The organism is Streptomyces sp. RLA131, from assembly GCF_056270125.1.
Window position 1 is genome coordinate 1771926 of sequence record NZ_JBWDOQ010000002.1, and the last position, 21397, is coordinate 1793322.

Here is a 21397-nt window from a genome sequence, read left to right on the forward strand (position 1 = left end):
GGGTGCCGTGCCCGGTCACCGGGGCATGTGTGCCGAGCCGCGCGGCCGGTCACGCATGCCCACCCGCCTGACCCGCCAAGAGCCTTGACGCGTACCGCTGTTGCGCGGCAGCACGCTCCGGGCCAGGTCAGACCCCCCTTTCGAACCGGAAACACCGAGGACCACCCGGGGGCGGGCGGTCCACCGGACGAGAGGGAAAAAGGACTCATGAGCTCCTTTCCGCGCCCGGCAGCCACCGGGCAGGCTCCTACGGTCATGCCGTCGCCGTCCCACTTCACTCCGGTCTCCTCGCACTTGGCGATCGCGCCGCTGGTCAGCGTGGTCATCCCGGCGATGAACGAGGCGGAGAACCTGCCTCATGTCTTCGCCACGCTGCCTTCCTGGATCCACGAAGTGGTGCTCGTCGACGGCCACTCCACGGATGACACGGTGAAGGTCGCCCGCGAGCTACGACCGGACATACGGGTCGTCGAACAGACCGGCAGGGGCAAGGGCGACGCGCTCATCAGCGGGTTCGCCGCCTGCACGGGCGAGATCATCGTCATGGTCGACGCCGACGGCTCGGCCGACGGCAACGAGATCGTCTCCTATGTGTCGGCCCTGGTCGGAGGGGCCGATTTCGCCAAGGGGTCACGCTTCGCCAACGGGGGCGGCACGGACGACATGACCCCGGTCCGCAGACTCGGCAACCGGGTGCTGTGCTCGGTGGTCAACGCCAGGTTCGGGGCCCGCTACACCGACCTCTGCTACGGGTTCAACGCGTTCTGGCGGCACTGCCTGGACAAGATCACCCTGGACTGCACGGGCTTCGAGGTCGAGACCCTGATGAACATAAGGGTCGTCAAGGCCGGCCTGCGCGTGCAGGAGATACCGAGCCACGAGTACGTACGGATCCACGGCGTGAGCAATCTGCGGGCGGTGCGCGACGGCCTGCGGGTGCTGCGGGTCATCTTCGGCGAGCGCCGCGGGGAGACCCTGTGAACGCGGAGCCCGGCGCGCGGGCCCTCGCGGGGCGCATCTGCGTCGTCGTCTGCGTCTACACCGAGGACCGCTGGGACGACATCCTCGCCGCGGTGGCCTCGGTGCGGGCGCAGAGCCTGCCCGCGCACGAGACCCTGCTCGTCGTCGACCACAACCCGGCGCTGCTGCGGCGGCTGGCGCGGACGTACGACGGTGTGGCGGGGGTGCGCGTACTGGCCAACGCCGGGCCGCGCGGGCTGTCCGCCGGGCGCAACACCGGCATCGCCGCCTGCGCGTCGGAGGTCGTCGCCTTCCTCGACGACGACGCCGTCGCCGAACGCGACTGGCTCCGCTGGTTCGCCGACGCCTACGCCGATCCGTCGGTGCTGGGCGTCGGCGGCCGCACCCGCCCGGTGTGGGCCTCGGGACGCCGTCCCCGGTGGTTTCCCGAGGAGTTCGACTGGGTGGTCGGCGCGTCCTACCGGGGCCAGCCGTCCGGAAGGGCCAGGGTGCGCAACGTGCTGGGCGGCAACGCCTCCTTCCGGCGGATCGCCTTCGACCTCGCCGGCGGCTTCACCACCGGCATCGGCCGGGACGGTGACCGCCGCCCGATGGGCTGCGAGGAGACCGAGTTCTGCATCCGGCTGGCGCGGGCCGAACCGGGCGCGGTGCTGCTCGTCGACGACCGCGCGGTCATCTGGCACCGGGTCCCCGCCGCGCGGGAGCGCTTCTCGTACTTCCGGGCCCGCTGTTACGCCGAGGGCCTGTCCAAGGCTCTCGTCGTCCGCAGCGTCGGCACCCGGGACGGTCTGGCGACCGAACGGGCCTACGCCGCGCGGGTACTGCCGCTCGGTGCCGCACGGGCGCTGTCCGGCGGGAGGTGGGGCCGCGCGGGCGCGATCGTGGCGGGAGCGGCCACCACCGCGGCGGGGTACGGGGCCGCGCGGCTCGGGGAGCGGTTCGCGGGGCGGGCGACGGGAGGGGCCCGGCGATGAGGCATGACGGCGCCGTGCCGATCCTGATGTACCACGCCGTGGCGGACGCTCCCCGGCGGGCGGTGTACGGGCTGTCGGTGGCCCCGGACGCCTTCGCCGAGCAGATGCGGTTCCTGGCCGAGGGCGGCTTCACACCGCTGACCGCCTCGGCGCTGGCGACTGCGTGGCGGAACGGCCGGCCGCTGCCCCGGCGTCCCGTGCTGATCACCTTCGACGACGGATACGAGGGCGTGCACCGGCACTGCCTGCCCGTGCTGGCCGAGTCCGGCTTCCCGGCGACGCTGTTCGTGTCGACGGGATGGCTGCCGGGCCCGTACGAGGTGGGCGGGGCGGCGCCGGACACCATGCTCGACTGGGACCAGGTGCGCGAACTGGCGGCCGGCGGCGTGGAGATCGGCGGCCACAGCCACACCCATCCGCAGCTGGACCTGCTCACCGACGAGCGGCTGTGGTCCGAGGTGCTGCGCTGCCGGGAGATCATCCACGACGAGCTGGACGGGGTCGCCGGCGGGGGGCCGCCGTCGTCGTTCGCGTATCCCTACGGCTATTCGAGCCGCCGGGTGCGCCGGACCGTCCGGGCGGCCGGTTTCGGTGTGTCGCTGGCGGTGGGCAACGCGCTGGCGGCACGGCGGCAGGGGCCGTACGCGCTGGAGCGGGTGACGGTGCGGCGCGGCACGGGCATCGAGGAGTTCGGGCGCGTGGTGGAGGGCGAAGCGGCGGCGGTGGCCCGGAACTTCGCCGGGGACCGGGCGCTGACCAAGGGGTACGCCCTGGTACGCCGGGCCCGACAGGGCCTGCGGAAGGTGTCCGGGCACCGTGTCTGAGACGGCGACCAGAAAGGACCCGGCCCCCGGCGGCGACGAGACCGGCCCCGACGGAGGCACCACGGGGGCGGGCGGCGAACGCGGCGAGCACGGCGAGCACGGCGGCAAAGGCGGCAGCGGGGCGGCCGGGAGCGGTGGGGCGGCCGGGAGCGGCCATCTGTTCCGCAACGCGTATGCGCTGATGCTCAACACCGGGGTGTCCGCGGTCCTGGGCCTGGCGTACTGGCTGGTCGCGGCCCGCCAGTACACCGAGGACGCCGTCGGCCGGGGCTCGGCGGCCATCGCTGCGATGAAGTTCCTGGCCGGGCTGATGGCGGTGACCCTCACCGGGGCCATGACCCGCTTCGTCCCGGTCGCCGGGCGGGCCGCCGGTCGGCTCATTCTCCGTACGTACGCCGGGAGTTCGGCGGTGGTGGCGGTCTCGGCGGCGGTCTTCCTGCTGACACTGGACTTCTGGGGGCCGTCGTACCGCTTTCTGCACGGGCCGGTCAACGGGCTCGGGTTCGTCGCGGCGGTGACCGGCTGGTCGCTGCTGACCCTCCAGGACGGGGTACTGACCGGGCTGCGCAGCGCGCTGTGGGTGCCGGTCGGCAACACGGTCTTCTCGGCGGGCAAGCTGGCGCTGCTGATCGGCCTCGCGGCGGCGGTGCCCACCGCCGGGGTCTTCGTGTCGTGGGTGGCGGCCATCGCCCTGTCCGTGATCCCGCTGGGCTGGCTGGTGTTCCGGCGGCTGGTGCCCCGGCATGCCGCCGCCGCGGAGCGGGCGGAGCCGCCGACGGTGCGGCAGATGGGGCGCTTCGTCGCGGGCGACTCCACCGGCTCGCTGTTCGCGCTGGCCGTGGTCTACCTGGTGCCGGTGATCGTCGCCTCGCAGATCAGCTCCGCCGACAACGCGTACTTCTACATCACGATGACCATCGGCGGCACCATCGACCTGCTGGCGATCAACATGGGCTCGTCACTGACCGTCGAGGGCTCCCACGACCCGGCCGGGATCGCCGGGAACTGCCGGGCCGCGCTGCGCCGGATGGCCCGCATCATGGTGCCGATCGTGGTCTTCCTGCTGGCCTTCGCGCCACAGATCCTCGGCGTGTTCGGCAGGGGGTACTCGGATCAGGGCGCGCCGCTGCTGCGGCTGCTCGCACTGTGCTCGCTGACCCGGGTGGTGATCGAGGTCTACTTCGGGGTGCTGCGGGCCCAGAGCCGGACCGCGCTGCTCGCGGTGCTCCAGGGCGTGCTGTGCGTGCTGGTGCTGGGGCTGACCCTGACGCTGCTCACGCCGCTGGGCATCGTCGGCGCCGGCTGGGCGGAGCTCGGCAGCCTGGTCGTCATCGCGGTGATCTCCGTGGGCGGGCTGCGGCGGGTGACGGCGGCGTCCGGTCCGGCCCCGGCCGCCGAGGAACCCGCGCCGGACACCTCGGCCGCCGGGGACGATCTGGAGGTGGTCTACGGCACCCGCTGGGCCGAGCGCGCCGCCCTGGACCAGGACACGCCGCGGGTGGGCGTGCGCGGCGACTTCGACCATCCCGAACGGCGGCCGCCCGTCGCGCCGCCCACCCCGCCGCGGGGCGTCCCGGCCGTGACTGCGAAGGTCATCGCGCCGGTGCCGCCACCGCGAGAGCCGGAGCCGGGGCCGGAGCCGTGTGCGGAGCCCCGGTCGCGGGTGCGGCCGTCGTGGGCGCCGCTCACCCTGTGGATCCTGCTGGCCCTGGCCCTGGCCCTGTACTGGCTGCCGTTGCGCGGCCTGGGCGACACGCGGCTCGACGCCATGAACGGCCTCGGGCTCGTCTCCGTCCTGCCCGGGGCCACCCTGGCCGGCGCCGCGCTGCTGGTCGTGGCGTTCGCGGGCGGGCTTTGGCTGCGCACGCCCCGGCCCCGGCTGCTGCTGGCCGTGCTGCTGGCGACGGTGGTCTGCCTGCACGCCCTGCCCGCCGTCCTGGAAGCGCAGCCGCGCTTCGCGACCGCCTGGCAGCACGCCGGTTTCGTCGACTACATCGGCCGCACCGGCGTCGCCGCCCCGGACATGGACGCCCGCTTCTCCTGGCCCGGCTTCTTCGCCGGGGTCGCGCTGGTCGCCGGGGCGTGCGGGGTCACCGACCTGACCGAGGTCCTGCGGTGGTGGCCGCTCGCCGTCCAACTGCTGTGTCTGGCACCGCTGACGCTGCTGCTGCGGTCGGTACGGGCCGGATGGCGCGCCAAGTGGTGCGCGGCCTGGTTCTTCGCGCTGTGCGGCTGGGTCGGGCAGGACTACTTCTCACCGCAGTCCCTCAACCACCTGCTCTACCTGATGCTCGTGGCCGTCCTGCTGGTCCACTTCCGCCCTGCCGGGCCGCCCCGGGGCCGGCGCGTCCCCGGCGAGGCGGAGGTGCCGGCCGCCGGCCGCGCCGACCGGGCGGTCCTGCTGGCCGTGGTGGCCGGGCTCTTCGCCGCCTCCGTCGCCGGCCACCAGCTCACGCCCTTCATGATGCTGGGCACGCTGGCCGTCCTGGTGCTGGTCCGCCGGTCGTCGCCGCGCGGGCTGCCGGTGCTGTGCGGGGTGCTGCTCCTGGGCTGGGTCGGCCTCCTCGCCGAGCCCTACTGGTCCGGGCACTTCGACGAGCTCTTCGGCGGCGTCGGCTCGCTCGGCGGAAACGTCTCCTCCAGTGTCTCCGGCCGCATCCAGGGCGGCAGCAGCGTCCACAGACTCGTCCTGTACGTACGGGTGCTGCTCGCCGCCTCCGTGCTGACCCTGGCCGCCTCCGGCTGGCTGCGCCGCCGAGTCGCCGGTATCGACGACCGCGCCCTGCTGGTGCTGGTGCTGGTGCCGTTCTGCGGCTTCGGCATGCAGTCGTACGGCGGCGAGATGGCGCTGCGGGTCTTCCTGTTCGCCCTGCCCGGTGCCTGTGTGCTGGCCGCGCTCGCCGTCTTCCCGCGCGCCTCCGCCGACTCCGGCTCCGACCGGAGCCGGCTCGCCCCGCTGGCCGCGCTGGTCGCCGGCTGCGTCCTGATGGGCGGCTTCCTCGTCGCCCGCTGGGGCAACGAGCCCTTCGAGCGGGTCCGTACCGGGGAGGTCGCCGCCATGGACTACGTCTACGGACACGACACGCCCTCGGCGCGTGTGCTGTGGCTGAGCACCGACACCGTCGACGACGTCACCCCGAGCCTCCCCTGGAACGCGCGGGACATGGAGAAGGTGACCTATCTGCCGGTGCTCGCCCCCACCGATCCGGCGCGGGTGACGCCGCTGGTCACGGCGCTCAGGGAGGCCGGGCCGCTGTCGTATCTGATCGTCTCGCGCGGCCAGACCGCCTATCTCCAGCTCGACGCGGGCTTCTCCACGGCGTGGCCCGGCACCCTCCTCTCCGCTCTGGACGCCTGCGGCGACCTGCGGCGGGTCCTGGTCAACGACGACGCCGCCGTCTACGAGATGCGGGGGCGGCCGGCGGACCGGCCGGTCCGCGCCCCACCGCGCGAACGGGTCTTCCCCGTCGTGACCTGGACCGCCTGGACCGTGGCCGGCGCGGTGGCGGGCCTGCTGCTCGTACTGCTGCTCGGCGCCCGCGAGCTGGTCCGCGTCACTGTCCCGGCGCAGCGCCGGCGGCGCGTGATGCGCGGGTCGGCATGGGCCGCGGCCCCCCTGGTGGTGGTGTTCCTGGTCGCGCTGGCCGACCGCTTCCTGACGCTGAGTTGAAGCTCAGAGCCGGTTCAGCCAGCGAATGCCGTAGGCCCCGAGGTCGAAGGACCGGCCGTCGACCCGGGCGTGGACGGCGCGGTCCAGGGTGTTGACGACCAGCACGGCCCGGTCGGAGGCGAGGACCCGGACATTGGGGCTGTCGTCGGCGGCGACCCTGCGGAAGCCGGTGCCCGGCGGGAAGGCGGCGGCGAAGCGGCGCAGCAGGTCCAGCATGGGGAGCGGTTCGCCGCCGCCGGCGGCGAGTTCGGTGCTGGTCCACAGGCAGCCGGGGCAGGAGGCGCCGCGCTCCTGGGGGTTCCAGTAGAAGGCCGTGGCGGAGCCGCCCAGGGCGAGCTGCATCATCGCGGCGGCCTGTACGGCGGTGCGGTGGGCCTCGGTCCAGCCGGCGGCCCGGGGCTCGACGTACCACTCGGCCCACCAGAGGGGCAGCGAGGTGCGTTCGGCGACCCAGCGGCCGATGGCGGCGAACTTCTCGGTGGCGGCGAACTCGTCGGGCCGCAGGCTGTCGTCGTGGTTCATGCTGGAGCCGTCAAGGACGACGAAGTCCGCGCCCGCCTTGTGCCTGAGCCAGTAGTCGACGACGTCGAGCGAGCGCTGGTCGGCGGCGCCCCAGGCCCCCTTGAGGGATCCGGAGGCGTCCGCGCTGTCGTCACCGGGGGCGAAGCTGTCCATGACGACGTAGGGGCCGCCGACCAGGTTCCGCGGGTCGGCCTTCTTCACGGCCCGGTAGACGAGGTTGTAGAGCCGGGTGTAGGCCTCGTAGTCCCAGCGGCCCAGGCCGTCGTTCCAGAAGCCCTTGAACTCGTTCCAGACCATGAAGTGCCGGACGTCGGGATAGCGTTCAGCCACCTTCGCGGCGAGGGCGGCGAAGTCGTCGAAGTGGGCGGCGGCGGGGGCCGCTTCGAGGTCGGACCAGTCCGTGGTGCCGGCCCTGCCGCCCTTCATCCAGTCGGGCGCGCAGCACAGGGTGATGACGGGGGTGCCGCCGGTACGGCGGATGAGGTCGACGCGGTGGTCGAGTTCGGTGAAGTCGTAGTGGCCGGGCGAGGGTTCGGGGTTGTCGGCGCCCCAGCCCATGACGGCCTGGTCCTGCGGGAGGGACTGCCCGGACAGGAGTTCGCCGGCCGACTTCCTGGCGTAGCTCTCGCCGTGGTCGGCGCTGAACTCGGTGTGGGTCAGCCCGAAGCCCAGCCGGACGCCCGGCTTCCCGGCGGAGGACACGGACGGACCGCCGGGGGCGTGGACGCCGGCACCGCCGCTGTTACCGGCCCTGGTGTCGCCGCCGCACATCGACAGCAGCAGGGCAAGCGTCACAAGACCGGTCACACCGACGCCGAGCAGCGCGGTGACGCCGCGCCGCCCCGCCCCTGCCAACCTCATACGTGTGCTCGCATGACGTCCCATCACCGGACAGGGTAGCCGCGAATATGCCCGGAAGGAGCTGCTTGTCCCCGGTGGAAACCCGAAAAATGCTGTGCGAACGGGCCTGCTGTGCCGGATCATGACCGTCATGTCCGAACCGACCGCAGAACCGGGGAGGCCCGTGCCGCAGGCGCATCCCACCACACCCCACCAGTCCATGCAGCTCCGGCTTAACATGGACGACAGCGACTCGCCCTCCGACGTCGTGGACGCCCTGTTCCTGGGCCGTTTCGCCTCCGGTGAGCAGCCGTACGCGCGCGGCGCCTCGCTGGACAGCGTCAAGTCGGGTCTGACGCTGCTCCCGCCGGAGGCGGCCGTGCTGCGCTCGGCCCGTGACAAGGACCGCAGCGCCACCCTCGCCGAGGGCGAGGGCTGGACGGTGCTGGTGTCGCGGTGGAGCCGGGGCGCCGACGTGACGGTGACGGCGGTCAGCGAGGAACTGGCGGAGCACCTGCTCGCCCGCTGCGTGGACGGCGCGGAGGACGAACCCGAACCGCAGCCGGAGAACGTGACCATGGGCTTCTGGTACGTCTCGCCCCGGCGTGGCCCGCACCGCACCACCCGCCAGATCAGCGCCAGGACCTGGGAGGAGGTGCGGGAGAACTACACCGCCCCGGTGGCCGACGCGATGGGCGGGCTGATGAAGCTGACGGCGGACGACATCGCCGGGCGGCTGCTGCTCCTGCACGGGCCGCCGGGTACGGGGAAGACCTCGGCGCTGCGGACGCTGGCGCGGTCGTGGCGGGACTGGTGCCAGGTGGACTGCGTACTCGACCCGGAGCGGCTGTTCAACGACGTCGGCTACCTGATGGACATCGCCATCGGCGAGGACGACGCGGCGGGCGGCCGCTGGCGGTTGCTGCTGCTGGAGGACTGCGACGAACTGATCCGCGGCCAGGCCAAGCACCAGACCGGCCAGGCCCTGTCGCGGCTGCTCAACCTCACCGACGGTCTGCTCGGCCAGGGGCGGAACGTGCTGGTCGGCATCACCACCAACGAGGACCTGGAACGGCTGCACCCGGCGGTCGTCCGGCCGGGCCGCTGTCTGGCCAGGATCGAGGTGGGGCAGCTGACCCGCACCGAGGCGGTCAACTGGCTCGGCACTCCCGAGGGCATCGGCCGCGACGGGGCGACCCTGGCCGAGCTGTACGCGCTGCGGCGCGGCGCCTCCTCGCCCGGCGCGATCCCGGCCATCCCCTCGCCCGCCCCGGCCATGACCTCCTCGGACGGCCTCTACCTCTGACGGCCGCCGGGCCGGTCTGATCTAATCACGTGCATGATGCAGGAGTTTGATCAGGCGACCCGGCAGGCCTGGGCCGCCCTCGACGGACCCGAGGAACTGCCGGCCCGGGTGACGTACGGCGGGCCGGCCGGGCTGCCGGCCGCCCGGCTGCCCGTGATGCCGCTCGCCGGGGCGACGGTGGCCGTGTGCGCGCTGGCCGCCGCCGAGCTCACGGCACGCCGCGCCGGCGGCCCGGTGCCCGCGGTACAGGTCGATCTGGGGGCGGTGGCCACGGCCTTCGTCAGCGAGCGGCACCTGCGGATCGACGGCAGGCCCGGCGACACCTTCGCCCCGCTGTCCCGCTTCTGGCCCTCCGCGGACGGCGGTTGGGTGCGTACGCACGCCAACTACCCCCACCACCGGGCCCGGCTGCTCGCCGCGCTGGGTGTGCGCGACGAGGCGGGCACGGCGAAGGCGCTGGCCGGCCTGCCCGCCGAGGAGGCCGAACAGCTGGTGTTCGCGGCCGGTGGCCTGGCCGTGGCGGTACGTACGCCGCCGCAGTGGGCGGCGCATCCGCAGGCAGCGGCGGCCGCGGCGGCACCCCTGGTCCGTAGCGGACCTCTGGGCAGCGCGGCTGTCCCCCGGGCACTGCCCGCGCACCCCCTTCCGGCGGCCGGGATCCGCGTGCTCGACCTGACGCGGGTCATCGCCGGGCCGGTGGCGACCCGTACCCTCGCGCTGCTCGGCGCGGACGTGCTGCGGATCGACCCGCCGGAGCTGCCCGAGTCCGCGGACGCGCACGCCGACACCGGCTTCGGGAAGCGGTCGGTGTCCCTGGACGCGCGCAGCCCGCGGTTCGAGGAGCTGCTGGCCTCGGCGGACGTCGTCGTCACCGGCTACCGGCCGGGCGCGCTGGACCGACTCGGCCTGTCCGCGCAGGCGTTGGCCGAGCGGCGGCCGGGGCTTGTCGTGGCCCAGCTGTCCGCCTGGGGCTTCGACGGTCCCTGGGCCGGTCGCCGCGGCTTCGACAGCCTCGTACAGGCCGCGAGCGGTATCGCGATGACCGAGGCCGGGCCGGACGGCCGTCCCGGGGCGCTTCCGGCCCAGGCCCTGGACCACGGCACGGGCTATCTGCTGGCGGCGGCCGTACTGCGGGCGCTCACCCTGCGGCAGGAGGACGGGGCCGGGCGGCTGATCCGCCTCTCGCTGGCAACCACCGCCTCCTGGCTCACCACCGGGCTCACCCCGCCCGCCCCGTCCCCGGCCGGTTCCGCTCCGTACGACCCGGCACCCTGGCTCACCGGCACCGACAGCCCGCTCGGCCGGCTCCGACACGCGCTGCCCCCGGTCCGGTTCACCGGCTCCCCCGCCGACTGGTCGCGTCCGCCGGGCCCGTTGGGGGCCGACCGTCCCGTCTGGCTCTGACGGCCCTCGCACGGTGGGCGCGTCGGCGCGTCACGCCCCGTACTCGGCCCGCAGGGCCTCTTCGGCGGCGGCGCGGGCCGCCGCGTGGTCGAGGCCGAGGCGGTGCGCGCGCTGCGCGTAGGCCGTCGCGGCGGCGGCGGCCTCGCGGGCGGCGGCGTCACCGGCGGCGGCGACGAAGGTGCCGTTGCGGCCCCGGGTCTCGATGACGCCGTCCGACTCCAGCGCGCGGTAGGCCTTGGCCACGGTGTTGGCGGCCAGGCCCAGTTCCCCGGCGAGCGCCCGTACGGTCGGCAGCTTGTGGCCGACCGGCAGCGCACCGGACCGCGCCTGGTCGGCCACCTGCGAGCGCAGTTGCTCGAAGGGGGCGGTGGACGAGGCGGCGTCGATGTCGATCTGGAGCGTCACGGAGCCATTGTGCGTCAGGCACCCGCCAGAGGGACGGCCCGGCCCGGCGCGTCCGGGTCGTGGGCGATCCGATCACCCGGCTCGTGCAGATGGAGCAGGAAGCGCTCACCGGCCCGGTAGGCGTCGAGGCCGGCCCGGCAGTACGCGACCATGTCGTCGGGCAGCGCGTTGAGCGGGAACCAGCCCAGCTCCGAGCACTTGTCGGGCTCGGCGTTGACCGGCTGCCGGTCGCCCCCGGACAGCCGCGCCTCGAAGAACCAGCCGATACGCGCGCTGCCGTCCGGTGCCCGGTGCTGCATGACCAGGGCGACCGGGAGCGCGTCGGGGTCGAGGACGACACCGATCTCCTCCGCCGCCTCACGGATCATGGCGGCGCGCACGTCCTCGCCGTCCTCGACATGACCGGACGGCGCGTTCAGCAGACCGTCGGCATAGCCGGTGCCCGCGCGACGGGCGAGCAGGATCTCGTCCCCGCGCCGCAGGATCAGATGGACGTCGACGACCTCGGTGTGGCGGCGCGGCGGCGCCACCCGGATCACGGCCGCGTAGCGCTCGTCGGTGACGTGACGGCCCCACAGGGCGCTGTCGTGGGCGAGGTGTTCGATCATGGTGTACCCGGCGACGGGCGCGGCGAGCCCGGCGAGGGTGTCCGCGGTGATGCCGACCGGCTCGCTCTCGCCCCAGCGGCCCTCGACGAGCACCATACGGCCACCGCGCCGGAGCAGACCCGCCCAGTGCCGGAGCGCCCCGGCGGGGTCGGGCAGCGCCCACAGGACGTGCCGGACGAGCACGACATCGAACCGGCCGCCGGCCACCGGCGGGCGGGCGGCGTCACCGACCACGACCCGGGCGCCGGTCCCCGCCAGCTTGGCCCGCGCCAGCCCGGCCATCCGGGGCGAGCTGTCGACGGCGGTGACCCGGTGGCCCTGCTCGGCGGCGAGCAGGGCCAGGCTGCCGGTGCCGCAGCCGAGGTCGAGCACGTCGCAGGGCCCGTCCGGCAGCCAGCCGCGTATACGCGCGGCCCAGGCGGCCCGGACGGCGGGGCTGCGGAGACCGTGGTCGGGCTCGTCGTCGAACGTGTCGGCGGCGGCGTCCCAGTAGTCGGTGAGGTCCTCGGTGGTCATGCTCCGATCGTGCCACCCGGCACTGACAGTCCCAGGTTCCGGTAGCGCGCCCGGCGGGCGGCGGTCCGGGCGGCCGGGTCCTGGGTACGCAGGGCGGCCAGTTCGGCGCCGAGCACGTCCCCGAGGACGGTGAGAAAGGCCCCGGCACCGAGGTCCTCCTCCGGGCCCTCCTCGATGACCCGGTCGACGATGCCGTGGGCGAGCAGGTCGGCGGAGCGTACGCCCTGCCGGTCGGCGACCTCGTAGGCGCGTTCGGTGGTGCGGTACAGAATCGCCGAGGCGCCCTCGGGCGGGAGCGGGGAGAGCCAGGCATGGCGGGCGGCGAGCACCCGGTCGGCCGGGAGCAGGGCCAGCGCGCCGCCGCCCGCGCCCTGGCCGAGGAGGAGGCACAGGGTGGGAGCGGGCAGACCCACCAGGTCGGCGAGGGAACGGGCGATCTCCCCGGCGAGGCCGCCCTCTTCGGCCTCCTTGGACAGGGCGGCGCCGGCCGTGTCGACCACAGTGAGCAGCGGCAGGTCCAGCTCGGCGGCGATCCGCATCCCGCGCCGGGCCTCGCGCAGCCCGCCGGGCTGGATGCTGCCCGGCCGGTCGTGGCCCAGCACCACGCAGGGAGTTGGCCCGAACCGGGCCAGAGCCAGCAACAACCCCGGATCCCGCTCCCCGGCCCCGGTCCCGCTGAGCGGAGTGACCTCGGTGGCGGCAACCGCCAACAAGTCGCGCAACCCCGGCCGCTCGGGCCGCCGCGACCGCCGGATCGACTCTTCCGTGGACACGTCCGGTCCGGAGCCGGAGCCACGGCCCGCGGCCCCGCCGGCGCGAGTCGCGCCGCCGGGCGGAGCAGCACCGGCGGGCGTCCCGCCAGGCAAGGCAGCACCGGTAGAGGCGACATCGGCGGAAGCACCACCGCGCGGCGCAGCACCGCCGGGCGCAACACTGCCCGGCGCAACACCGGCAGGCGCAACACCGGCAGGCGCGGCACCGCCGGGCACACCGCCGAACGGCGCGGCATGGGCCGGAGCGGCACCGGCAGGCGCGGCACCGGCAGGCGCGGCACCGCCCGGCGCAGCACCGGCAGGCACACCGCCGAACGGCGCGGCATGGGCCGGAGCGGAGCCGCCGGGCGCGGCACCGCCCTGCGCAACACCGCCGGGCGCGGCACCAACGCCGGGTGGTGCGGGGGTTTGCGTGGCCTCGCCGGAGAGTACGTGCAGGGCCCGGGCGGCGACCTCGGCGAGTTGGGTCGCGGGGAGCACCGCGTCGACGATGCCGTTGGCCAGGAGGTTCTCCGCGGTCTGCACGCCGGGCGGGAACTCCTCGCCGTACAGGGCCTCGTGGACGCGCGGGCCGAGGAAGCCGATCAGGGCTCCCGGCTCGGCGGCCGTGAGGTGTCCCAGCGATCCCCAGGAGGCGAGGACCCCGCCGGTGGTGGGGTGCCGCAGGTACACCAGGTAGGGCAGCCGGGCCGCCTTGTGGTCGGTGATGGCGGCGGCGACCTTGACCATCTGCAGGAAGGCGATCGTGCCCTCCTGCATCCGCGTGCCGCCCGAGGCCGGTGACGCCAGCAGCGGCAGCCGTTCGCGGGTGGCCCGCTCGACGGCCCGGACCAGCCGCTCCCCCGCCGCGACGCCGATCGATCCGCCGAGGAACCGGAACTCGCCCGCGACGACGGCGACCCGGCGGCCGCGGATCCGCCCTTCCCCGGTGATCACTGACTCGTCGAGCCCGGTGCGGGCGCGGGCCTTGTCGAGGTCGGCCAGGTAGTCCGCGTCGTACAGGTAATCCGGCAGGTTCAGTTCAGGGACCGGTTCGTCCCAGCCGCGCCACGTCCCGGGGTCGACGACGGCGTCGATGAGCTGAAGCGCGGCGGGGCGGTCGCTGCGACTCGGTTCGGTCATACGGACACCCTGTCATGGCGCGGCTAGGATCCAGTCTCTGCCTGTCTGTTGTCCGGTTCCCGCGGGATGGATCGCTGAATGCTCACTCGGCTGCGGATCGAGGGACTGGTCAAGGTCGCCGACCGGACCCAATTCTCCTGGGGTACGGGGGTCGTGCTCGCGGTGGACTGCTTCATCTGCCGCCGTGCGCACCGCTCGCACCTGCTGGAGGCCGGTGAGCCCGCCGGGCGTTGTGTCTCGGGCCGGCGGGCGGGCGAGGAGGTGCCGGCGGGGGTGTACAGCTTCAGCGACACCTCGCTCACGCATCCGGCGCCGGTGCGGATCACCGGGTTCGACCAGTCGGTGTACCGGGCCGCGGGGCACCGGGAGGCGCACCGGCTGCGGTGCGAGGTCGATCACTGGTGGGCGCCCTTCGACGATCCGGCCGACGGCAGGCCGGGCCGGGAGTTCCCGGCGCATCCGTGGGCGCGGCTGTCCGTCGCTCTGGGGTGCCGGGCCTGCTTCGACAAGGGGGACCGGGAGGCGCTGCGCCGGCCGGGGACGCGGGAGTTCCAGACCAACCAGTCGTATCCGGCGGTGTGGTCGTGCCCGGCGTGCGAACGCGAGCTGGCCACTGTGGAGAGCCCGCCGCACATCCGGCTGCGGTGAGGTTTCTCAGGCCACGCTCAACGGCGGCTCAACCGCGGCATAAGGATTCGCCGGACCGCCTCCGAGCTGGGGTTCTCGGGTGTCCGGCGGGCTAGCGTGCTGCTCGCCCGGCACCGCCCGCCGCCGAAGGAGATCCCACGATGACCGCCCGGACCGCCGTACTCCGTAAGGCCGTTGCCGCAGCCGCCACCGCCGTGGTCCCGCTCGTGCTGACCGGGCTGGCCGCCGCGCCGGCGAGCGCGCACGGGACGATGGGCACGCCGGTCAGCCGGGTGCTGACCTGTTACGCGGAGAATCCGGAGAGCCCGAAGTCGGACGCGTGCAAGGCCGCCGTCGCGGCGGGCGGCACGCAGGCGTTCTACGACTGGAACGGCGTACGGATCGGCGACGTCGACGGGCAGCACCAGCAGCGGATTCCGGACGGGAAGCTGTGCAGCGCGGGCAACGACGAGTTCAAGGCCCTGGACCTGGCCCGTGCCGACTGGCCGGCCACCCGGCTGAGCAGCGGTCAGCAGACGCTGTCGTTCCGGGTCACGGCGCAGCACAAGGGCACTTTCGCGCTGTACATCACCGATGACAGCTACGACCCGTCGCAGCCGCTGAAGTGGTCGGACCTGGAGTCGGAGCCGTTCGCGACCGTCACCGACCCGAGTGTGGTGAACGGCGGTTACGTCCTCCCGGTGAAGGTGCCGGCCAGGTCCGGCCGTCAGCTGATCTACGCGATCTGGCAGCGCTCGGACAGCCCCGAGGCCTTCTACTCCTGCTCGGACGTGGTCTTCGGCGGCTCCTCCGCCGCCGCGACGACCACGACGGCAGCGGCGACGACGGCCACAGCGGCGGGGCCGGCGTCCGCGACCCCGGCGGCCGTGGCCTCGACGCCGTCGGACTCGCAGATCGCGGCGGGCGCGAGCCGGTCCACCGTCGTGCACCACCACGCGGCCTCCGCCACGGCGTCCCCCACAACCTCCTCCGGCTCCCTCGCGGCCGGGGCCTCGGCGTCCCCACTGGACCTGGCCGAGACCGGTGGCTCCGGCAGTCCGGCACCGTATGCGATCGGCGGGGCGGCGGCCGTGGCCCTCGGCGCGTCGGCGCTGATGCTCGCCGCATGGCGCCGGAGCCGGGTGCACGGCCGCCGTTCGTAGCCGGCCGGGGTCAGCCGGTGAGGGCGGTCAGGCAGGTGGCCGTGGTGGCGTGGGCCGGGTCGAGGGCGTTGGCGGCCAGGTGGAAGGCGATCAGGTCGCCGAGCCCGATCGCCACATGTTCGGACAGGTCGATCGAGCAGCTGTCCTGGAGCAGGACGTTGTCGACGCCGGAGCCGGTGAGGTTGCCGGAGGTGTAGGGGGTGACGACCTCGTCGTACTTGGTCGTGACGACGGTGTACTTCACTCCGGGGACGGTGTCGCCGCCCGCGTTGAGCTTGGTCAGGAAGGCGGAGCCGGCGATCTGGTCCCGCAGTCCCTGCGGGAGGCTCGCTACGAGGGCGGCGGCGGCCGGGTACTCGTCGGCCAGGTGGGTGATGCCGCTGAGGGTGGTGCCGTGGTTGTCGGGGGCGAGGCCGACGAGGGCGTTGACCTTGGCGGCTCCGCCGAGGAACTTGAGGTAGTAGCGCGGCATCATGCCGCCCTCGGAGTGTCCGACGATGTCGACCTCGGCGGCGCCGGTGGCGGCGAGGACCGTGTCGACGTAGGTGGAGAGCTGCTGCGCGGAGTCCGTGATCGGGCCGAGTCCGTAGAAGAGGGGGACGCCGGGCAGCTGGCCGTAGTCGAGGGAGAAGACGCAGTAGCCGCGGGCGACCAGGTACGGGGCGAACGCCAGCCAGTTGTCGACCGAGTTGCCCAGGGTGCCGTGGACCAGGACGACGGGGCGGGGGTGGGCTGCGGAGGGCTTGCAGGAGTAGTTGTTCCAGCCGCTGCTGACGGACGCGGCCTCGGCGGTGACGGCTCCGGTCGCCATGGGGACGGCGGCCAGGGCGGTGGTGAGGGCCATCACGGAGACGATCCTGGGGAGGGATCTCAGCTTCTTGGGCAGCATCGTGTGAACTCCTTGCAGGTCAGTGGGGGAGAGCGTGAAAGAGCAGCACGCTCGCGTGACTTGCGACCCGGATCACAAGATGTGGCGCTCCTGCCAAATTACGGGCGAGTAGTAAAACTGAGAAGTTACGTGTCGGTAAAATATTTCCACTTCGGTGGATCAACCTGTGAGTAACCTGTATGTGCTTATGCCGCGCCGGCGGTCGCGGCGAGACACGCCGCCCTCGGACCGAACCGGACCCTCGCCCGGTCCACGGCCTCCTCGATGCGGCGGGCCTTGTCGTCGGCCTGGTCCAGCGTCAGCTGACGGGGCGCGCCCTCGGCCGGCGCCAGCCCCTCGGCGCGCAGCGACAGGGCCCGCACCCGGGCGCGTTGCAGGCCCAGCGACTCGTACAGCCGGTAGCCGGCGGCGGCCAGCGGCACGCCGTGGCCGGTCGGTTCGGCCAGCGCGCGGGCGCGGACGGTCGTGCTGCGGTCGGCGTAGCGGACGGTGAGGGTCAGCGAGCGGGTCACCTGGCCGGTGGCGCGCAGCCTCGCGCCCAGTTCCTCGGTGAGCGAGAGCAGTGCCGCCCGGTGGCGTACCGGATCCAGCTCGTCGCGGCCGAAGTGGCGTTCACCGCCGACCGAGCGGGCGGGCGCGTTCGGGGTGACCCGGGCCGGGTCGATGCCGTGGGCCTGCTCGTGGATCCGGCGGCCGGCCGCCGCGCCGAGGATCCGCTGGAGCGTGCCGAGCGGCGCCGCCGCGACCCGTCCGGCACTGTCCAGCCCGTACGAGCACAGCCGGCGGGCCGTCGCGGGCCCCACCCCGTGCAGCGCGGCCACCGGCTTGCGGGCGAGGAAGGCCGCCACGGCCTCGGGCTCGTCCGGCACGGTCCGTACCGCGCCGGACGGCCCGTCATGTGCCGCCATCCGGGCGAGCAGCGGGTTGCCGGCCACCCCGATCGTGCAGTCGGCCCCGTAGCGGGCCAGTGCCCGCACCCGGATCAGCGTGGCCAGTCCGGTCGCGTCCCGCCCGAAGTAGCGCAGGGCGCCGCCGACATCGGCCAGCGCGGCGTCCGGCGGCAGTGCCTGCACCACCGGCGTCACCTGGCCGAGCAGCGCGAGCAGCGCCTCGTACGACCGCGCCCCGAGGGGGCCGCCGCCGACGGGGTGGAAGTGCGCGTACAGCACATGCGGTCCGGTGCGGCGGGTCATCCCGCGCTCCCGGGGCTGGAGTGCCAGAGCTTGCGACCGGTCGGGGCCCCCTCGCCGGGCGGGCGGAGGTCGGCCCAGGGGTGCATCTCGTAGCCGGTGGACATCCGGACCCGGCGGCCCGGGTCCGCCCCCGGGGCCGCCGGGGTGTCCGGGGTCCCCGGCTGCGGGGCGGCCTCGGCGAGGCGCCGGGCGACGGCGTCGAGGCCGCCGGTGCGCCGCAGGGCGGCGAGTTCGGCCAGGTCCCAGACGGCGGCGCCGACGACGCTGAGGCTCTGCGGCCCGCGCCGCTGGACGACGCCCCGCACCAGCAGCAGCCAGGAGTGGAAGACCGTGTGGGCGCAGGCCTCGTGGCTGTCGTCGAAGAAGGCGCAGTCGACCAGCCCCGTGCCGTCGTCCAGGGTGGTGAAGACGACCCGGCGCCCCGAGCGGACCGGCGGGGTCTGGGTGGCCGCCTTCGCCCCCGCCACCAGCACCGTCTCGCCGTGCCGTACCTCCCTCAGCCGGCCGGCCGGCACCGCGCCGAGCTCCTCCAGGAAGGTGTGGTGGTCGCTCATGAGATGCCGGGAGGCGTCCATGCCGAGGACCCCGAGCTCGGCGTTCAGGCGTTCGGTGTCGTCCATGTCGGGCAGCCCGGCCGGGACCGCCGGCTCCGACGCCATGAGCGGGAGCTGACCGTCATGGGTGAAGGCCCGGCCGCCCGGCCGGCGCAGCTCGGCGACCTGGAGCAGCAGATCCCGCCGGTTGGCGCCGAAGGCGTCCAGCGCGCCGACCTGGACGAGCCGTTCGGCCACCGGACGGCCGGGCCGGGCGCGCTGCCACAGGTCCGGCAGCGAGGAGTAGGGCTGTCCTTCGACGATCCGGCCGACCTCGGCCTCGCTGATGCCGTGCACCTCGGACAGGGCCAGCCTCAACCCCCACTTACCGGACACCAGTTCGATTCTATGGTCCGGCCCCGACCGGTTCACGTCCAGCGGCAGCACCGCCACCCCCCGCCGCCGGGCGTCCGCGAGCAGCAGCCGCTTGGGGTACATGCCCGGGTCGTGGGTGAGCAGCCCGGCGTAGAAGGCCGCCGGGTGGTGCGCCTTGAGCCAGGCCGACTGGTAGGTCGGCACCGCGAAGGCGACCGCGTGCGCCTTGCAGAACCCGTACGCGCCGAAGGCCTCCAGGATCTCCCAGGTCCGCCGGACGACCTCCCGCGCGTACCCGCGCTCGCCCGCCCGCGCCGCGAACCAGGCCCGCACCCGCCCCTGCCGGTCCGGGTCGGACAGCGCCCGCCGCGCCTCGTCGGCGACATCCCGGCCGCAGCCGGTCATCACGTTCATGATCTCGATCACCTGCTCGTGGAAGACCACCACGCCGTACGTCTCGCGCAGCGCGGCCTCCAGGTCGGGGTGCGGGAAGCGCACCGGGGCCCGCCCGTGCCGGGCCTCGATGAAGGGCTTCACCATGTCGGCGGCGACCGGCCCCGGCCGGAAGAGCGAGATGTCCACGACCAGGTCGTGGAAGGTGGCCGGCTGCAACCGCCCGACCAGGTCCCGCTGACCCGGGGACTCGATCTGGAAGCAGCCGAGCGTCTCGGCGGACCGGATCAGTTCGTACGTGGCGGGGTCGCCGTCGGGGACGCCGTCCAGGTCGATCCGGCCGCCGCCGGTCCGCTCGATCTCCCCCAGCGTGTACGCCATCGCGGACTGCATCCGCACGCCCAGCACGTCGAGCTTGAGCAGCCCGAGGTCCTCGACGTCGTCCTTGTCGAACTGGGACATCGGAAAGCCCTCGCCGCTGGTCGGCATGACCGGCGTACGGTCCAGCAGCCCGGCGTCCGAGAGCAGTACCCCGCACGGATGCATGGCGACGCCGCGCGGCAGCGCGTCCAGTGCCTCGACCAGCCCCCAGAGCCGTCCGTGGTCCTCAGCGCAGACCTCGCGCAGCTCGGGCAGCTCGGCCAGCGCCGTGCGGGCGTCACGCGCCCGGATGTGCGGGAAGGCCTTGGCGAGCCGGTCGACGGTCGCCGGGTCCATGCCGAGCGCGGCTCCCGCATCACGTATGGCATGTCGTACGCGGTAGGTCTCGGGCATGGCGACGGTGGCGACCCGCTCGGTCCCGAAGCGGTCCAGGATCCGCCGGTAGACCTCCAGCCGGCGCGCGGACTCCACGTCGATGTCGATGTCGGGCAGGGCCGTGCGCCGCTCGGACAGAAAGCGCTCCATGAGCAGCCCGTGCCCGACCGGGTCCGCCGTGGCGATCCCCAGCAGATGGTTGACCAGCGACCCGGCTCCCGACCCGCGCGCGGCGACCCGGATGCCCATGTCCCGTACGTCCCTCACAACTTGACTTACCGTCAGGAAGTACGGGGCGAAGCCCAGCCGCGCGATCACCCCCAGTTCGTCGTCGAGCCGGTTCCAGCGCTCACGGTCCCTCCGGTAGCCCTTGCGCAGCATTCCGGCGGCGCAGCGCGACCGCAGCACCCGGTCGGCGGCGCGGCCGTCCGCGCCGACCATCTCCGGCTCCGGGAAGTGCTTCCGCCCGATCCCCAGGTCGTCCTCCGGGTCCACGGCGCACGCGCCCGCCGTCTCCTCGGTCGCCCGCAGCAGCCGGTGCGCGTCGCCACGCCGGAATCCGGCCGCCTCGACGATCCGCTCGGCGGTACGGGCCATGTCCCCCGCGTCCTTGAGCCAGCGCTCACCGCCGTCCAGGGCCTCCGCCCCGCGCGCGTCGACGGGCACCAGCCGGCGGGCGGCGTCCAGCACGTCCGCCACCTCGCCCTGGCCGGGGTCGGCGTAGCGGACGGCGTTGCTCAGCACCGGCGTCACACCCTGCTCCACGGCGAACCCGAGCGTACGGGCCGCCAGCCGCAGCGAGCCCGGACCGGTGCCGGTCCGCCCGTGGTGGACGGTCTCCAGCCGCAGCGCGTCCCCGTACACCTCCCGCCAGGGCCCCAGCAGCCTCGCCGCCCGGTCCGGCCGGCCGGCGGCCAGCGCGCGGCCGACCTCGGACTCCGGACCCAGCAGCACGAACAGCCCCTCACCGCCGAGGGCGTCCCAGGTCACCCCGGCCTCGGTGTGGGCGGCGCTCACCAGCCGGCACAGGGTGCCCCAGCCGCGCCCGTCCCGGGCCAGGAAGACGGCCCGCCGCGGCGCCTCCGCCACGAACGCCCCACCGCGCACCGGGGTCCTGCGGCGCTTCTCCGGCCGCCCCGCGTACGCCTCCGGCACCGCGAGCCCCGCCCCGAACAGCGGCCGCACCCCCGCCTGCGCGCAGGCCTTCGCGAACCGCACGACCCCCGCCACGGTGTCCCGGTCGGTCAGCGCCAGCGCGTCCATCCCGCGCTCCGCGGCCCGTACCGCCAGCCGCTCCGGGTGCGACGCCCCGTACCGCAACGAGAAGCCCGACACCGCGCTGAGGTGCGTAAACCCCGGCATACGCACCTCCCGCTGCTCACGTGCCCCCTCCCTCTCGGTCTCCTTCCTCCACCATAGACCACTCCTCGAACATTCGTACGAATGCGTGCTCGCCGGCTCCCACCGGGACTCTTCGTGTGCTTCCATTGACCGTGAGTTGCCGGCACACCTCATGAGGAGCC

Annotated in this window: 15 protein-coding genes; 8 read left to right on the forward strand and 7 right to left on the reverse strand. The window is 74.2% G+C overall.

The window, feature by feature from the left end; translation table 11 throughout:
- Nucleotides 1-207: 207 nt before the first annotated feature.
- From RWE79_RS09040 to RWE79_RS09055, 4 genes are all read left to right on the forward strand, one after another.
- Entirely contained in the window at nt 208-981 is a 774-nt protein-coding gene (locus RWE79_RS09040; RefSeq protein ID WP_475939498.1) for a glycosyltransferase family 2 protein, read from the forward strand.
- A complete protein-coding gene (locus RWE79_RS09045; protein WP_475939499.1) occupies nt 978-1955 on the forward strand; it encodes a glycosyltransferase family 2 protein in 978 nt (325 codons plus the stop codon). Before RWE79_RS09040 ends, RWE79_RS09045 begins: the two co-directional genes overlap by 4 nt.
- Nucleotides 1952-2779 (forward strand): polysaccharide deacetylase family protein, encoded by an 828-nt coding sequence (locus RWE79_RS09050; RefSeq protein ID WP_475939500.1) that lies wholly within the window; start codon nt 1952-1954, stop codon nt 2777-2779. The genes RWE79_RS09045 and RWE79_RS09050 overlap by 4 nt, the downstream gene beginning before the upstream one ends.
- A gap of 181 nt (nt 2780-2960) precedes the next feature.
- Complete coding sequence (locus tag RWE79_RS09055) at nt 2961-6449, forward strand: lipopolysaccharide biosynthesis protein (protein ID WP_475945700.1); 3489 nt, start codon at nt 2961-2963, stop codon at nt 6447-6449.
- A gap of 3 nt (nt 6450-6452) precedes the next feature.
- Here RWE79_RS09055 and RWE79_RS09060 read toward each other — a convergent pair whose 3' ends face one another.
- Nucleotides 6453-7856: a GH39 family glycosyl hydrolase gene (locus RWE79_RS09060; RefSeq protein WP_475939501.1), complete on the reverse strand. Its 1404-nt coding sequence runs from the start codon at nt 7854-7856 to the stop codon at nt 6453-6455.
- 106 nt (nt 7857-7962) lie between these two features.
- Between RWE79_RS09060 and RWE79_RS09065 the strand changes: the two genes are divergently transcribed.
- Entirely contained in the window at nt 7963-9117 is a 1155-nt protein-coding gene (locus RWE79_RS09065; protein WP_475939502.1) for a DUF5925 domain-containing protein, read from the forward strand.
- 33 nt (nt 9118-9150) lie between these two features.
- Complete coding sequence (locus RWE79_RS09070) at nt 9151-10521, forward strand: CoA transferase (protein ID WP_475939503.1); 1371 nt, start codon at nt 9151-9153, stop codon at nt 10519-10521.
- 30 nt (nt 10522-10551) lie between these two features.
- Here RWE79_RS09070 and RWE79_RS09075 read toward each other — a convergent pair whose 3' ends face one another.
- From RWE79_RS09075 to RWE79_RS09085, 3 genes are read right to left on the reverse strand one after another with little or no spacing between them, the layout of a single operon-like run.
- The gene (locus RWE79_RS09075) at nt 10552-10926 is read right to left on the reverse strand and encodes a GntR family transcriptional regulator (protein WP_475939504.1); all 375 of its coding nucleotides are present in this window, start codon (nt 10924-10926) and stop codon (nt 10552-10554) included.
- 14 nt (nt 10927-10940) lie between these two features.
- Nucleotides 10941-12050: a methyltransferase domain-containing protein gene (locus tag RWE79_RS09080; protein WP_475939505.1), complete on the reverse strand. Its 1110-nt coding sequence runs from the start codon at nt 12048-12050 to the stop codon at nt 10941-10943.
- Nucleotides 12047-13945 carry a carboxyl transferase domain-containing protein gene (locus RWE79_RS09085; protein ID WP_475939506.1) on the reverse strand — a complete coding sequence of 633 codons (1899 nt, stop codon included), beginning with the start codon at nt 13943-13945 and terminating at the stop codon, nt 12047-12049. Before RWE79_RS09085 ends, RWE79_RS09080 begins: the two co-directional genes overlap by 4 nt.
- Nucleotides 13946-14023: 78 nt before the next feature.
- Here RWE79_RS09085 and RWE79_RS09090 point away from each other — a divergent pair, with 78 nt between their 5' ends.
- Nucleotides 14024-14593 (forward strand): hypothetical protein, encoded by a 570-nt coding sequence (locus RWE79_RS09090; protein WP_475939507.1) that lies wholly within the window; start codon nt 14024-14026, stop codon nt 14591-14593.
- Between the two features lie 140 nt (nt 14594-14733).
- Nucleotides 14734-15735, forward strand: coding sequence for a lytic polysaccharide monooxygenase auxiliary activity family 9 protein (locus RWE79_RS09095; protein WP_475939508.1), 1002 nt, complete (start codon nt 14734-14736; stop codon nt 15733-15735).
- A gap of 10 nt (nt 15736-15745) precedes the next feature.
- Here the strand turns inward: RWE79_RS09095 and RWE79_RS09100 are convergent, their stop codons facing one another.
- The 3 genes from RWE79_RS09100 to RWE79_RS09110 form a co-directional block, all read right to left on the reverse strand.
- Nucleotides 15746-16624 (reverse strand): esterase/lipase family protein, encoded by an 879-nt coding sequence (locus RWE79_RS09100; protein ID WP_475939509.1) that lies wholly within the window; start codon nt 16622-16624, stop codon nt 15746-15748.
- Nucleotides 16625-16809: 185 nt separating this feature from the next.
- Entirely contained in the window at nt 16810-17817 is a 1008-nt protein-coding gene (locus RWE79_RS09105) for a DNA polymerase Y family protein (RefSeq protein WP_475939510.1), read from the reverse strand.
- Nucleotides 17814-21236, reverse strand: coding sequence for a DNA polymerase III subunit alpha (locus tag RWE79_RS09110; RefSeq protein WP_475939511.1), 3423 nt, complete (start codon nt 21234-21236; stop codon nt 17814-17816). Before RWE79_RS09110 ends, RWE79_RS09105 begins: the two co-directional genes overlap by 4 nt.
- Between the last annotated feature and the right edge of the window lie 161 nt (nt 21237-21397).